Origin of the sequence: Gloeomargarita sp. SKYB120 (genome assembly GCA_025062155.1) — a bacterium.
GTDB lineage: Bacteria > Cyanobacteriota > Cyanobacteriia > Gloeomargaritales > Gloeomargaritaceae > Gloeomargarita.
Window position 1 is genome coordinate 1 of the sequence record JANXAM010000017.1, and the last position, 14409, is coordinate 14409.

Consider the following 14409-nt stretch of genomic DNA (forward strand, 5'->3'; position numbering starts at 1 on the left):
CCAGAGCCATTGGAGATGCTTTTTCGAGCCGCAAAACGACCCTATCTCGTCGCATTCCAGCTCTATCTTTTCATCGCCGTGGGGCTGAACATCCATCATTTCTGATGTATTTATACAGCCAAGATTGTGAAATTCCAGTCACTCGTGAGATAGCGGCAATTGAGAGTCGCTCTAACAAGTTGCCTTTGGGCTTTAGAAATGTATTTTTTCCTAGCTTCAGGCGTAAATTGCCGATAGCTGTTCTCCATTATGGATACGACCGTACTTCACAATATTTTGAGACTGGCAACGAGAGTAAGTGATTGTATAGCTGAGCCGCTTCAGTTTGTCAGGGCGATAGTAGGAAAACCCAAGATGGGGCTGCGCTCTGCGACCCCAAGATATGACAAGCAGAGATGGCTTAGCTGTACTCATGGCTTCGCCCAAATCCAACTACCCCTATTTTAACCATTACAAGAATAGGACTACCCATGCCGGCAACGGCAAGCAAAATGATTACCAAGGGCTACCCACGAGCGTAAACCCCGCCCAGTAGTAAGGATGATTGAGAAGCTGGTTCCCCAGTTGAGCAACCACTGGCGGTACCGACACAGCTCCTTGCGGACCCTGCAACTCCCCACCCTTGAGTGTCACCTGTCCGCGCAACAGGGCAATCTGGCCCTGACGCAACGCTTCAGCTTTGATGGGGGCCTGTTGCAAGTTTCGATAGAACTCGCTCATCAGAGCTAGTGTTCCTTCATCTGACACATACCATAGAGAAGCCAGCGCACTTTTGACACCCGCCTGCACTGCCAACCCTGCAAAGCCCAGCTCGCTGTTAATATCGCCTACTGCCGTGCGGCAGGCACTCAGAGTAAATAACTCAACCGGTTCCGGCTGACGCAAAGGCAACTGTCGCAAGCGAGGCAATGGTAGCCGTTGATTGTTGCCAAACTCAATGTAGGAATTCTCCGGACGACCAGGAACAAAATCCGCATGGGTTGCTAGGTGAACGATAGCGTATTGGCGCTGCAACCGCTCTTGAGTGAGCCGTTCCACGGTGAAGTCCTGATTCAGGAATGCCTGACCCGGCCACAGTTGGGTAATGAGCCGGAGTTCGACTGGCACCGCTGGCAAGGGGGGCTGGGTCGCAAAGGTGTCCGCTCCCATGGCTAGCACCTGAGCGGCCCGCAGGTTGCGGTAGCGCAGATCCACCAAATTGACGCTGGGAATCAGGGAGAAACTGTATTTTTCCACCAGAAATTGCCGGCCATCGTGCAGGGCCGCTAGGGGTAACAGGCGCAGGCCACTGTCCAGCACAAATAGCAGGGTATTAATGCCACGGGCCTGGAGTTCGGATTCAATGGGTGCGATCAACCAGCGATATAAGCGCTGGGCATCTTGGAGGTAGGCATCACTGGTGCGCTGGCGTGGGTCGCGCAGGGTGTTGACAAAACGTTCGACAACTGGCATCAACTCCGAGCGCCTCGCTTCCGGAATGCCCCGAATAATCGGGAAGGTCGCAGAAGCTCCTTGTCCAGGCTGGCCAAGGCGAGTTGCTGAGGTGATGGCGGCAACGGTCAATTGCTGGTCATCGGCCATGACATACACAACAGCCGGTCGTTTGCCGGTTTCTTGGGCTAACCGGCTGAGGGTATCACCAATACTCTCAACCGAATTCAGGTTATTAATGGGTTGGACACCTAAGGCACGGCTGAATTCGTTGGTAAATAAATTGTCTAGACTCACAATAGCAGCATAATTTCCCGCTTTCAAATCTTCTAGAAACGTTCCAAGAATATTGAAAGCGACGTCGCTGGTTTGAGCAGTAGCCAGTTGATTTTCTACAGCAGGTATTGTCGGAACTCGAATGTCAATGTCGGAGAGACGAATTTGGCCCAAATTCCGTCGTCGAATTTCCAGCCTTTCCAGTACAGATGCCAATTCAATCAACCCCACAGCTATGTCAAAATCTCGTATATCGAAAACGGATATAGAACGGTTTGACGGTAATCGGTTCTCTTCACTGAATCGTCCAACTCTTAACGCACCACTCCCCCTCGCTTCAAATTGTCGAGAGCGAATTTGTTGAGTCGGCAGAATCGAAAGTTCTCCCGTAGTCACACCGCCAGCTGTTCTGTTGACACTGGCACTGCCAACTACAAACGAGTTAGCCCCTTCGTACAGAACCAGAACATTTCCACCATTGGTGTTGATACTGAACCCTGTTGGGCCTACATCCCTAACGCGTATAGGGCCTTTACTCACTAGCCAGACATCACCACCGCTTGCAGCCGGCACGCTGCTGTCAATGAATCCCGTCTTAATGGAGTTGGGTGCAAAAACATAGATAAGCCCATTACTCGTGAGATTACCCGTCTCGACCTTACCTCCGCCCGTCGCTACACGGATAGTGCCGTTTGCCGTTAAATTGCCAGTCTGAATATCACCGCCACGTCCAGAAAATTCCAGGAGACCAAAGTCCCTATCTTCAACTAAATATAAAACAAAGTCACCACTAAAGACAGTAATATTTCTATCAGTATTAATATCGCCGGTTGTAATTTTGTCCCTACCTCTAATATAACTTAACCCTGCTGCTTTAATGTTTTGAGTTTCAATACTCCCCCGACTATACAAGATGGCGCTATCTGACTTGATGTTAATGTCATTAGCCTTAACTCCAGTATTAGCTAGAATGACAAGCTGACCTTCCTCTACTCCAACATTTCCAGTTGTCACACTGCCCTGAGTACTAAAAAGCCCAATCTGAAGCTGAGCATTCAGGTCACCAGTCTTGATATCGCCACTAATAGTACTGATGAAAATACTCTCGCCTATGATATTACCAGTCGCAATATCCCCCTGAGCACTGGATATGACAATGTCCGATAGAGCACTGATGTCACTAGTTGTAATACGGGTTTCCCCGTTTAGAAATACCATTGATCCAGCATCTACTCTACCAGTTGTAATACTACCTCCAGCAGTGACTATACGAATATCTGAACTAGACTGGATGTTGCCAATTTGAACGGAACTCTCGCTAAATAGGATAGCAGATAACCCCGCCTTGATGTCACGGGTTTTAATCTCGCTTTTCGCTTGAATGCCTAATTTACCTCTGGCGTCAATGCTTCCAGTCGTAATACCAGCCTGAGAACTACGCAAAATTGCATCCAGATTCGTGTTAATGTTTCCAGCTACAATATCACTCTTAGCGACCAACGATGAGCTTCCTTCGGCGGTGATGTTCCCCGTCTTGATACTACCGTCACTGAATAAATTAGTGTCCAGGCCAGCCCTGATCTCGCCAGTTGTTATATCTCCCCCATCACTCGTCACGGAGACCTTTAATCCTGTTCTGATATCACCAGTTTGAATGCTGCCTTGAGCACTCACACGCGTATCTGCACCGGAGTTAATACTACCAGTCTGAACCCCCTTATTACTAAATAGGAAGGCACTGGAGTTTGATTGAATGTTGCCCACACTAATAACATCGGTTGCCACAATACTTATATTTCCGCTGTTGACACTACCTTTAGTAGCAAAAAGGAGAACATCTGAGCCAGCTTTGATATTTCCAGTTGCAATATCGCCCTTGCCTAAGAAAACTTTCGAGCCCGCGTTGATATTGCCAGTGGTAATGCTACCTTCATTGCTGAACAAATTCACTTCTGAGCCAGCGGTGATATTTCCGATGTTGACACTACCTTTAGTAGCAAGAAGGAGAACGTCTGAGCCAGCTTTGATGTTGCCAGTGGTAATGCTACCTTCATTGCTGAACAAATTCACTTCTGAGCCAGCTTTGATATTTCCAGTTGCAATATCGCCCTCGCCTAAGAAAACTTTCGAGCCCGCGTTGATATTGCCAGTGGTAATGCTACCTTCATTGCTGAACAAATTCACTTCTGAGCCAGCGGTGATATTTCCAGTTACAACACTACCCTTCAAAGTTCCAATGAAAGCATTTGAGTCAGCCTGGATATCTCCTGTTTTAATACCACTAGCAGTCGCTAAAAAGACATCCCTGGCAGTAATATTGTTGATAGCAATCTGCTCTCCTGCAAGTGCAACGCCAACATTGGCAAGTACAATATTGCCCACGGCTTCAATGCTTCTCTCTGCTTGGGCAAAAAAGTTGGTAGGAAGTTGTGAAGAACCCACCAGATCAGTCTCAAACCGGATGTTACCGGCTGCTAACTTCACATCATTCACACGCAGTTGTTCTAGAAGTGTCGCCGCCCCGATAGTGAAGGTCGCGCCAGGGCCATCCTCAAACAGAATTTGGTTATCAGCCAGCTCAGCATCATCAGGTCCCCGGCCAGCCACTACTCGCAAGGTCTCGGGGTCGAGCAAAAGAGTGCCTGGGCGCCCCTGAGAAGCCATCGTCTCTACCCGCCCTGTAAAGCGCAACGTCTGTTTGCCTGAGACCTCCACCAACCCACCGTCGCCCCCTTGAGGTCCACCCTTTGCTGTAATCACGCCCCGAAAATCCGTCGCCTTGTCCGCCCAAACAATGACCTGTCCCCCACGACCTTTGCCCGTCGCATCGGCCCTTAGGTGCGTATCCTGGCTGATAAACGTATATGCCGCCCTGGGAAATGGCCCTTTGCCCTGGAAGTCCCCTCCAACCCACACTTGGCCACCACCCGTGGCCCCAGAAGCGTCGATCTCACTCTTCACCAAAGCGATTTGCTGGCCCGTTATCCCAACTCGGCCTCCTGTCCCTTGGTTTGACGACACGTCCACTTGCCCGGCAACCACGGCTGTTGCTGACTTCACGGGGATGCGGGTCTCAGCACCACTGACCTGGAGCGTGTTATCGGGATGCACAGTAAAGGTCTGTACACCCGTGAGAAGTTCAGGCAGGCGCACCGAGGGCAACGCTCCTTCGGCATCAAGGGCCTTGGCCAGTTGCTGCGGAGGCAATTCCAGACTGAGTATTTGTCTGGGCAGGGAAAGCCGCACGAGGTTTTCGCCAGGCACAGCGGCGATGGTAATGGTTCCTCCTGGCGCTTGGATGGTTCCCGTTTGGATGACTTGCCCACCGACTAACCCAATGCTCTGACCCGGGTTGATGGTCAGTTTCCCTTCGTTGATAACTGCCGCCGGGTTTTTGCCATCAAAGGCCAACCCCAATGGGTCACCCGTGAGTTGGCTCAAATCAGCAGGGCCGTAGGCTGGAAAGCTGCCGCCTGGAAAGACAAGCCGGTTGGCGGTAGTGGCGATAAAAGCTGCAGGCACGTTCAAGGTCGCTTGGGGGCCGAACAGGATGCCGGCGGGGTTCATGAGGTATAAGTTTGGCTGTCCGCCCGTGATTTGGATGACGCCATGCACCTGGGACGGAAAGCCACCAGTGACGCGGGCTAGGATGTTGCGTAGGGCCGGCTGAGCCAGGAAATTGGCAATCTCACCAGAACCAACGTTGAACAGGTGGAAGCTGTGGAAGAGATTTCGACCGGCCTGGTGACCACCAGTGATGTCGTAACGGTTACCAAGCCGCTGCACCTGTGTGCCAATACCATCAGCCGCCGGGGTGATGGAATCGGCAGCCACTCGCCCGGTCAGCAGCATCCAAAAAACAAGCGAGACCCATAGCCACAACTGCCGGTTCATCAGTCTTCGCCGCCCGCACGCTCTCACTTTGCAACGAGATGATACAGTCATCTTTTCGCAGCAGCTTCTGTTCCAGAAAGTCTTTTACACTAGTCATTCCCTCGGTGGCAACAGGGGTTGAATGCATCGGTCCACCTGTTGATACAGATGGTCGAGCGTCCCGGAATTGTCCAACAACTGGTCGGCCCAGAGCATCTTTAGGGGCAGGGGCAATTGGGCGCTAATCCGAGCATGGGCTTGCGCAGGGGTCAACCGATTGCGGCTGACTAAGCGTTGATACTGCTGCTGTGTCGTGCACCAGACCACCCACACCTGATGCACCAGGTCGGTCATCTGGGCTTCAAACAAAAGCGGGATGCTGAACACCACCGGCCCATCAGCAGGAGAAATTTGGGTGTAGCATTGTCGCACCCAAGGATGGACTAACGCTTCTAACCAGCGCCGTTCGGCGGGGTTCCCAAAGACCTGCTCCCCTAACCAAGACCGGTTGATGCGCCCATCCGCTAACAGCACAGCGGCCCCATACCGTTGTACTAGGGCTTGCCAGACTGGTGTCCCTGGCTCCAACGCCCGGTGGGCATAGCTGTCAGCATCGTAGACGGAAATGCGGTATCGGGTTTGCAAGTACTGAGTGACGGTGGATTTGCCGCTGGCGATCCCGCCGGTCAGGCCAATGACCACCCCATCAGGGTTGCACCCCCACCGGTGTTTTCAGGGCATCGGGAAGCAGGTTGGGAAATAGGGGGAGAATTTCCCGCACAAAGGTTTCAGCGGCGCGGGACTGGTAGCGATTGGGGTTGGAGACCAGCCAAAGGATCCGCCGCAGGGTGATGTTTTCAATCCGCACTCGCTGCAGGACACCCAATTCCAGTTCCTTGGTAATGGCCGAGCTAGAGACGAAGGCTGACCCCAGGCCCGACTGCACAGCATTTTTGATGGCTTCGATGGAGTTGAGTTCCATCTCGATGCGGAAGCGGCTGGTGTCAATGTCGTACTGGCTAAGAATTTTGTCAATGACTTTGCGGATGGTGGATTGGGCCTCCAGGGCGATAAAGCGCAGTTGGTAGAGTTCGTCGCGGGTGATGACGTCGCCCCGCCCGCCTAGGTGTTTGGGGGGCGAGATGAGGACCAGTTCGTCCTCGGCAAAGGCCCGCACGTCCAGCGAATCCTGCAACTCCGGCGGCACTTCTCCCCCGATAATGGCCAGATCCAATTGGCCATTGGCGACACTCCAGCAGGTTCGCCGCGTGGAATGCACCTGCAACTTCACCGACACCTGGGGATAGCGCTGGCGAAACAGGCCAATCAAACGCGGCATCAGGTAGGTGCCGGTGGTTTGGGATGCCCCAACAGTCAAGGTACCCCCCTGCAGGTTCTGCAAGTCATCGAGCGCTCGGCAGGTCTCTTCGCACAGGGCCAGGATTTTGTCGCCGTAGTGCAGGAGTAGATGTCCCGCCTCCGTCAGTTGCGCCCGCCGTCCCCCCCGGTCAAATAGGGGCACGTTCAACTGGCGCTCCAGGTTCTGCACCTGCAAGCTCACCGCCGGTTGCGAGACATAAAGGCTGTCGGCAGCCCGCTTGAAACTTCCCTCGACGGCAATCGCCTTCAAGATGCGCAACTGATCTAGGGTAAAGGGTAGTTCGTTCATAGCAGGGGCCAAGCCAAACGAGCAGTTTAGTTATTAACTATTTTTATACGTACCCGTCCCGTTCGTTCCAGTCACAGGCGGCCAAACCGGCGTTGGCGTTGTTGATAGGCCCGCAGCGCCTGGTGGAAACAGGCCCGGTCAAAGTCAGGCCAGAGGGTGTCGGTGACGTAGAGTTCGGCGTAGGCAACCTGCCACAGGAGAAAGTTGCTCAGCCGCATCTCTCCGCTGGTGCGGATCAGTAAATCGGGGTCGCGGCTAGTGGCGGTGTAGAGATGCTGGGCAAAGCGGGTTTCGTCAATGTCCTCAGGCGCCAGTTCCCCCCGCTGCACCTGACGCGCTAGGGTTTGACAGGCCTGCACAATTTCCTGCCGTCCCCCGTAGTTGGTGGCAACCGTCAGCCAGACCCGGTCGTGATGGCGGGTGAGTTCCACCGCTTCGGCGATTTGGGCTTGCAACCCTGGCGGAAGGGCCGCCAGATGGCCGACGAATTCCAAGCGCACCTGCTCGCGGACCAGTTCCTGGAGTTCCTGGCGCAACACCTGCTCAAACAGGGTCAGGAGAAATTCCACCTCCAGGCTGGGGCGGCCCCAGTTTTCCGTGGAAAAGGCGTAGCAAGTCAGGTGGGGAATCCCCCAGTCCCGGCAACAGCGCACCAGTTCCTTGAGGGCGGCCACCCCCTGCTGATGCCCCACAAACCGCGGTAAGTGGCGCTTTTGGGCCCAACGACCATTACCGTCCATGATCACCGCCACATGCTGGGGGAGCCGTTGGGGGTCTAAATCAGCAGGCAACGTCAACAGGGACGAATTCCCCTGGTGGTTGGTCATCATGCTGGTCACCGGCAGAGATGGAAACGCCTGTATGAGCATCATAGGCGATTTTTTTTCTGTTCCAGATGGGCACGCAGTTGCGCCGGCGTCAAATCGGCCCACAGTTGTCCCCGCCAGGCCAAAGCGACTTGCCCCGTTTCCTCCGACACCACAACCGCCCAGCAGTTGGGTTGTTGTTCCGTGACTCCCAGCGCCGCCCGATGCCGCGTGCCCAGCCCAGACGCCAGGGGTTCAGTGGAGATGGGCACAATCACGCCGGCGGCCACCACCAGGCCATTGCCCAGCACCACGGCGCCGTCGTGTAGAGGACTCAGGGGGGACAGCAGACTCAGGAGCAACTCCACAGATAGACGGGCCTGGATCGACACGCCCGGTAAGGTGCTAGGGATGGTCGCTTGGGGATTCGATAGCACCAGTAGGGCACCCCAGCGGCGTTGGGTACACTCGGCGACTGTCTGCACCAGGATGTCAATATCGGTGGCTGGGGGATGCCAATCGGTGCGCCGCCACTGCCAGGTCGGCAACACTCCCACCAGCACCGCCATGAGTCCCAATCCCTGGGCCGTCCAGGGCAAGCGCTGCGCCTGGGCTAGGATGGCAAGAGCGGCAAGTACCGCCACCCACAGCCCTTGCCTTGGCAACACCACGGGCAACAGCGCCAAGATACCCGCCACCAGTAACCCATCCCAGCGTTCCATCCTAGCGAGGTGGGCAACCAGCGCTGAACCTAAACCCTGGCACGAACAATGGCAGCACCTCGTCCAGCGCCGCTAGCACCTGGGGTAGGTTTTGGGCGTCCGCCTGGATTTGCCGGTAGATGGTCATGCCGCGCTGGGCATCCAGGGTGATGTCGCCAGGGTAACTCTGGATGAGGTTAAGCAGGGTCAAAGAGTTGTTCTGCACCGCCTGGGTCAGGCCGGTTTTGAGGGCGGCGACCCCATCCCCCCCGTTGGCGGGTTGCACGAAGGTGGCCATCTGGCTGAGGATCACGTTACCCACAAAGCTGTTGAGCATCCGGTCTAGGTTGGCCCGCGTAATCGGCACGGCCTGGGAGAGAAACCGCTGGGCGTCGGACGCCTTTAACCCCATTAGCCCCAGCAGTGTGGCCAGTCGCTCTGACGCTTGCCCAGTGGCAGCCAGCGCCTGGAGTTCTTTGACCTCCACAGGGGTCGTCAGCGGCCCGAATCGAATCAGGATTCTTTCAGCCGCCCACGCCGGCGCGGCCCACAATCCCCAAACCAATCCCATGCCAGCCACTGTCCGCCGCAGGATGACGCCCACCATTACTTTGCTCCCTGAAACCCTGTCCATTAGCACTTTACCAAGACTTTTCCTTGGCAGTGGGGTTCCTCCCTTTGCGAAGTACCTGCATCAGGGGGTAAAGTGGAAGTATTTAGAATTCTTAACAATCCTATGCAACCGACGATCAACTGTGCCGAAGCCTGTGTCAACGGCTGTGTGCTCGGGGAGGCCTGTCCCCACCGGGAATATCTGGCGGCGGCCTTGCGGTACGTGGCGGAAACGTCGCTTGACCGCATGGTAGAGGTGGCCCAGGCCAGCGCCCCCCAACGGATGCTGCGCCAGTTGGAGAAGGGAAATTTGCCGGGCTATCCCCCTCGGTAGAAACCGTTGCCGATCAGTTTGCGTATCGGTGACAGGGGCGCAGGGAGTGGCCTCTGGTGGGGCAATGTTCTCGGGACGACGGTTGGGCCGATGGCTCTGGCTTCTTGGTCTGGGCTGGATGGGCGCCCTCACGCCTTGGTTACGAGAATGGCTGGCGCCACCGGTGGGCGATCCGCTGCTTTTGTGGGTGAGCGTTGGGCTACCAGTGGCCCTGTGCTGGTGGCTTACCCGTGCCTCTCCGCGACCGAGCCGATGGTCCCGCTTTTGGGTACTGGCGATTTTTCTCGTGCTCGCAGGACGGTATCTGCTCTGGCGGGTGCTGGCGACCCTGCGCTGGGAATCGCCAGGATTGGCCCTGTTTTCCCTGGCCGTCTTGGGCCTGGAGGTGCTGGGGTCGGCTGGGGGATGGATACAGTTGGTATTGATGGTGCAAACGCGCGACCGACGACCCGAAGCGGATCTCTACAGTCTCGCCGTGATGGAGGGTCGCTACCGGCCCTCGGTGGACATTCTCATCCCCACCTACAACGAACCCGCCTTTATCCTGAAGCGCACTATTCTAGGGTGCCAGGCTCTGGATTACGAACCCAAGACCATTTACCTGCTGGACGACACCCGTCGCCCAGAGATTCGGGCGTTAGCCCAGGCGTTGGGTTGCGAGTACATCACCCGTCCCGATAACCGCCACGCCAAGGCCGGGAATTTGAACCACGCCCTGGCGTTGACGCGGGGGGAATTGATTGCCGTGTTTGATGCAGACTTTGTCCCCACCCGCAATTTCCTGACCCGCACGGTGGGCTTTTTCCAGAACCCGCGGGTCGCCCTGGTACAGACGCCCCAAACCTTCTACAACCCGGACCCGATTGCCTACAACCTGGGCCTGACGGCGGTGCTGACGCCGGAGGAGGAGGTCTTCTACCGCCAGGTCGAGCCGATGCGGGACGGCGTGCAGGGGGTGACCTGCTCCGGCACCTCGTTTGTTGTGCGGCGCGCGCCCTTGGAGGCCATCGGCGGGTTTGTCACCGACTCCCTGTGCGAAGACTATTTCACGGGCATCCGGCTCTCGGCCCTGGGCTATGAGGTGGTCTATCTGGCGGAAAAGCTGAGTGCTGGACTGGCGGCGGAAACGATAGCAGCCCATATCCAGCAGCGGTTGCGCTGGGCGCGGGGGACGGTGCAGGGGCTATTTCTGGATTGCAATCCCTTGACGATTCCAGGGTTGAACTGGCAGCAACGGCTGGCCCACCTGGAGGGGTTGCTGCACTGGTTCAGTTGCTGGGCGCGCCTGGGGTTTCTGCTGCTGCCACTGCCGGTGATGCTGGGGAATGTACTGCCCCTGCAAGCAACGGCGGTGGAGGTGGTCTATTACTTCCTGCCCTATTACCTAGCCCAATTCATCGTCTGGCCCTGGCTGAACGGTCGGAGCCGGGCTGCAGTGGTGTCCGACCTGTACGCCCTGGTGACCTGCTGGCCTGTGAGCCGAACGGTGCTGGCGACGCTATTGCGCCCTTTTGGTCCGGGCTTCCGCGTGACCCCCAAGGGTCTGAGTTATGACCGGCCTGTAGTGCATTGGCCCCTGCTTGCGCCGCTGCTGCTGTGCTGGGGCTTGAATGTCGCCGGTTTGGTCTGGGTGATAACCACTCAGGGCTGGCGGTGGCTTTGGCTGTGGAGTGGGTACAACCTGCTGATGTTGAGCTTGGCCTGTCTGGCCCTGGTGGACGCGCCCCGACCTTCCCCCTACCCCTGGTTTGCCCTGCGGCAACTAGTGCGATTCCAGCAAGGAACGACCACCGCCTGGGGCGTCAGCGAGTACCTGTCCGAGACGGGCGCCTGCGTGGGACTAACCCAAGGCCGCCTCCTGGCTGGCCCGACCACCGTTGACTTGCCGGAGGTGGGTCTCACCCTCACCGCCCACTTGGAACCCCTGGATAACGGACGCGTCCACTTGACCTGGACCGACCTGACCCTAGACCAGGAACGTCAGCTCATTCCCCTGCTTTTTTGCCGACCAGGTCAATGGCTCGAAATGCAAGTGCCGGGCGAATGGCAGTCGCTGGGTTGGTTGCTGCGGGCTTTGGTTAGGGGTATAGGCCGGGGGCATAGGCCTCAATCACTTGGCCGCTATGGGGATGTTGCACCAGCAGGTAATCACAGTGGGGACATTGGGTTTCCAGCCAGCCCGACTCCCTTTGAAAAAAACGCTGGGCGTATTGCCCACAATTCGGACAACGAATCATAGTTGATTGCATTTTTTGTAATCCTCTCAAAACCAATTTATTAACGTTTGGCCTTGATCCCCATCATAAATCAACCCATTCGTTTTGTGTTTGACCTGGAGCAAATCTTGACATCTTGTACCACAAAATCGTACCCACTTCACTCTAAACAATCCCCCCAGCCCCAAGGGCTTTTAGAGTTCCTGAAGACGTGGATAGCGGGGCGAAGTGGGCATAATGGACAAAGAGAGTGCGTAGGGATGAGAGATGTCGCTAGAGCAGTTGACGCGGGGGCAACAGTGGTTACAGGCCATTTTTGCCATGGCCCGGATCAACGCGTCGGTTCGCATTGACCCGCAGCGGCAGTGGTTGGTGATTGAGCCCCAAGACCCAGCCCATGTGCCCATACTGCTGGGACCGCAAGGGGCAGTGCTGGATGCGCTGCAGTACCTGGCTAACGTGAACCTGAACCTGCATTTGCCCCCGGAGGAACAATTTCCCTTCACCTTCGAGCTGGCGGGCTACCGAGCCAAGCGGGAAAAGGAGCTGGCGGCTCTGGTGGCGCGTACCGCCGAACAGGTGCGGGCAACGGGCAAGGAGGTGGCCATTCCCCATCTCTCGGCAGCGGAACGGCGGCAGGTTCACACTCTGTTTCAGCAGTACAAGGACCTGGAAACCGTCAGCCGAGGCCAAGAACCCGACCGTTACCTGGTGGTCTTACCCAAGCGAAACGCGCTAAGCTAAACCAAATTGTTGGTAGTTAGGTTGTGTATGGCGGCGATTCAATTTATCCGGGGTTTGGATGAGGAAACTGTACCCGAGGTCTATCTCACCCGCTCGCGGGATGGCACCAATGGAACGGCCCGCTTTCGCTTTGAACAACCCAGGGTTTTGGAGCGCTCGGAGGCCAATCTCGGGGAAATCACCGGCATGTACCTGGTGGATGAGGAGGGGGAACTGGTCACCCGCGAGGTGAGCGCCAAGTTCCGCAATGGCAAACCCCATGCCATCGAGGCGCGGTACATCATGCGCTCGCCCGAAGAGTGGGACCGGTTTATGCGGTTTATGGAACGCTACGCCCGACAAATGGGGCTGGAATTTAGCCCAGCCTAGCTGCTAGGGCGCGGCACCGTGGAGGTCCGGCTCTGATAGCTGGTGGGTCGCGTCCGCTGGCCGGCCAAGGTTTTCGTGAGCCATTCCACTGCTCGGGCATAAACGGGGTCGCGGCGCGGCGTGGTGTCGGCGAGACGTTCGGGGAGCGATTGCCGCTCAGCACGGCTCATCGCCACGACTAGATTGGGATGGATGCCCTTGCGAGCAATGTCCCGTCCTGAAGGGGTGTAGTAGTGGGCCACGGTCACGGTCAGCCCGGAGCCGTCGCTCAAGCGGTGAACGGCCTGCACCACAGCCTTGCCAAAGGTCGGGGTGCCGATGACAACAGCGCGCTTGTGGTCCTGGAGAGCACCGGCTAGAATCTCACTGGCGCTGGCGGAGCGGTGGTCCACCAGGACGGCAAGGGGTTCCTGGACGAAGGCGGTGCCGTTGGCCTGGAACACTTCCCGTTCCCCCTGGCGCCCGACGGTGCTAACGATGCGCCCTTGAGACAGCCACATGCGGGTGATTTCGATGCTGGCGCTGAGCAACCCGCCCGGATTACCGCGTAGGTCTAGGATGTAGGCTTGCGCCCCCTGCTGTTGCAGCGCCTGGAGCGCCTTGCGCATCTGCTCAGCGGCATGGGCGTTGAACCCTTGCAACCGGATAAGACCGATGGCGCGTCCCTGTTCCCGCTTCAGGGTGTAGTCCACCACTGGGGTTTCGATCCAGGCGCGGGTGATTTGCAGGGAGCGGGTTTCAGTGTCCCCCGGACGGCGAATTTCCAGGCGCAGCACCGTTCCCGCAGGTCCGCGGAGAAGGCGGCTGGCGTCCTCCAGAGTCATGCCGCGGGTACTCCGACCGGCGATGGAAATCAGTTCATCCCCCGCCTGAAGGCCAGCCTGGGCCGCCGGCGAGTTTTCTAGCACATCGGCAATCTGCAGGCGCGGCGGTTCCTGCGCGTCGTCAAGCCGCAAGCGCACCCCCACCCCGGAAAATTCGCCGGCGGTTTGGTTGGTCAACGCCTGCAACTCCTGGGGGTCGAGAAAGCGGGTGTAAGGGTCCCCCAGCCGTTGCAGAGCCGCCCGCAGGGCTGCATAGGCCTGGGCTTTGCTGGTGTACTCGCGGCTGAGCAGGTCCTGGCGCACCTTTTGCCAGTTGACCCGGTTGAACTGGGGGTCTACATAGTGGGTATTAACGATTTGCCAGGCCTCGTCCAGGATGGCCTTGGGGTTGTTTTCGAGGGGGGCTGGTGCCGCTGATGCAATGGTGCCAACTATCAGCCCTGCTAGCCCAAGATACGGCCCGAGGTGGTGTCGTTCGGTCATCTTTCTACCTGTGTGCGAGGGTGGGATTCCTTCTAATTTAACCGATGGGCGCGGTGGCGGCGGGCGGTTTG

Annotated in this window: 11 protein-coding genes; 4 read left to right on the forward strand and 7 right to left on the reverse strand. The window is 57.0% G+C overall.

Annotated features, from left to right (window positions below):
• Positions 1-495: 495 nt before the first annotated feature.
• The 6 genes from NZ705_07460 to NZ705_07485 all read right to left on the reverse strand — a co-directional run bounded on the left by NZ705_07460 (position 496) and on the right by NZ705_07485 (position 9390).
• A complete protein-coding gene (locus NZ705_07460) occupies positions 496-5601 on the reverse strand; it encodes a CHAT domain-containing protein (protein ID MCS7292793.1) in 5106 nt (1701 codons plus the stop codon).
• 93 nt (positions 5602-5694) lie between these two features.
• Positions 5695-6282: a dephospho-CoA kinase gene (gene coaE / locus NZ705_07465; protein MCS7292794.1), complete on the reverse strand. Its 588-nt coding sequence runs from the start codon at positions 6280-6282 to the stop codon at positions 5695-5697.
• A gap of 4 nt (positions 6283-6286) precedes the next feature.
• Positions 6287-7249: a LysR family transcriptional regulator gene (locus NZ705_07470; GenBank protein MCS7292795.1), complete on the reverse strand. Its 963-nt coding sequence runs from the start codon at positions 7247-7249 to the stop codon at positions 6287-6289.
• A 71-nt stretch (positions 7250-7320) separates the two neighbouring features.
• Positions 7321-8121 (reverse strand): isoprenyl transferase, encoded by an 801-nt coding sequence (locus NZ705_07475; GenBank protein ID MCS7292796.1) that lies wholly within the window; start codon positions 8119-8121, stop codon positions 7321-7323.
• Complete coding sequence (locus tag NZ705_07480) at positions 8118-8777, reverse strand: DNA integrity scanning protein DisA nucleotide-binding domain protein (GenBank protein MCS7292797.1); 660 nt, start codon at positions 8775-8777, stop codon at positions 8118-8120. The genes NZ705_07475 and NZ705_07480 overlap by 4 nt, the downstream gene beginning before the upstream one ends.
• 1 nt (position 8778) lies before the next feature.
• Positions 8779-9390 (reverse strand): alpha/beta hydrolase, encoded by a 612-nt coding sequence (locus NZ705_07485; GenBank protein ID MCS7292798.1) that lies wholly within the window; start codon positions 9388-9390, stop codon positions 8779-8781.
• A 102-nt stretch (positions 9391-9492) separates the two neighbouring features.
• On the opposite strand from NZ705_07485, the gene NZ705_07490 reads away from it, so the two are divergent.
• From NZ705_07490 to psb28, 4 genes are all read left to right on the forward strand, one after another.
• Positions 9493-9702, forward strand: a complete 210-nt coding sequence (locus tag NZ705_07490; GenBank protein MCS7292799.1) for a hypothetical protein — start codon at positions 9493-9495, stop codon at positions 9700-9702.
• A gap of 64 nt (positions 9703-9766) precedes the next feature.
• Positions 9767-11941: a glycosyltransferase gene (locus tag NZ705_07495; GenBank protein MCS7292800.1), complete on the forward strand. Its 2175-nt coding sequence runs from the start codon at positions 9767-9769 to the stop codon at positions 11939-11941.
• A gap of 244 nt (positions 11942-12185) precedes the next feature.
• Positions 12186-12662 carry a hypothetical protein gene (locus tag NZ705_07500; protein ID MCS7292801.1) on the forward strand — a complete coding sequence of 159 codons (477 nt, stop codon included), beginning with the start codon at positions 12186-12188 and terminating at the stop codon, positions 12660-12662.
• 27 nt (positions 12663-12689) lie between these two features.
• Positions 12690-13031 carry a photosystem II reaction center protein Psb28 gene (psb28, locus tag NZ705_07505; protein ID MCS7292802.1) on the forward strand — a complete coding sequence of 114 codons (342 nt, stop codon included), beginning with the start codon at positions 12690-12692 and terminating at the stop codon, positions 13029-13031.
• Here the strand turns inward: psb28 and NZ705_07510 are convergent.
• Positions 13028-14338, reverse strand: a complete 1311-nt coding sequence (locus NZ705_07510; protein ID MCS7292803.1) for a S41 family peptidase — start codon at positions 14336-14338, stop codon at positions 13028-13030. The two genes, psb28 and NZ705_07510, sit on opposite strands and share 4 nt — an antisense overlap.
• Positions 14339-14409: the final 71 nt, after the last annotated feature.

Bases quoted from the DNA above. Each gene is read 5' to 3' on its own strand.
- NZ705_07460 (MCS7292793.1), bottom strand. From the start codon at position 5,601: ATGAACCGGCAGTTGTGGCTATGGGTCTCGCTTGTTTTTTGGATGCTG.
- NZ705_07470 (MCS7292795.1), bottom strand. From the start codon at position 7,249: ATGAACGAACTACCCTTTACCCTAGATCAGTTGCGCATCTTGAAGGCG.
- NZ705_07475 (MCS7292796.1), bottom strand. From the start codon at position 8,121: ATGATGCTCATACAGGCGTTTCCATCTCTGCCGGTGACCAGCATGATG.
- NZ705_07480 (MCS7292797.1), bottom strand. From the start codon at position 8,777: ATGGAACGCTGGGATGGGTTACTGGTGGCGGGTATCTTGGCGCTGTTG.
- NZ705_07485 (MCS7292798.1), bottom strand. From the start codon at position 9,390: ATGGACAGGGTTTCAGGGAGCAAAGTAATGGTGGGCGTCATCCTGCGG.
- NZ705_07490 (MCS7292799.1), top strand. From the start codon at position 9,493: ATGCAACCGACGATCAACTGTGCCGAAGCCTGTGTCAACGGCTGTGTG.
- NZ705_07495 (MCS7292800.1), top strand. From the start codon at position 9,767: ATGTTCTCGGGACGACGGTTGGGCCGATGGCTCTGGCTTCTTGGTCTG.
- NZ705_07500 (MCS7292801.1), top strand. From the start codon at position 12,186: ATGTCGCTAGAGCAGTTGACGCGGGGGCAACAGTGGTTACAGGCCATT.
- psb28 (MCS7292802.1), top strand. From the start codon at position 12,690: ATGGCGGCGATTCAATTTATCCGGGGTTTGGATGAGGAAACTGTACCC.
- NZ705_07510 (MCS7292803.1), bottom strand. From the start codon at position 14,338: ATGACCGAACGACACCACCTCGGGCCGTATCTTGGGCTAGCAGGGCTG.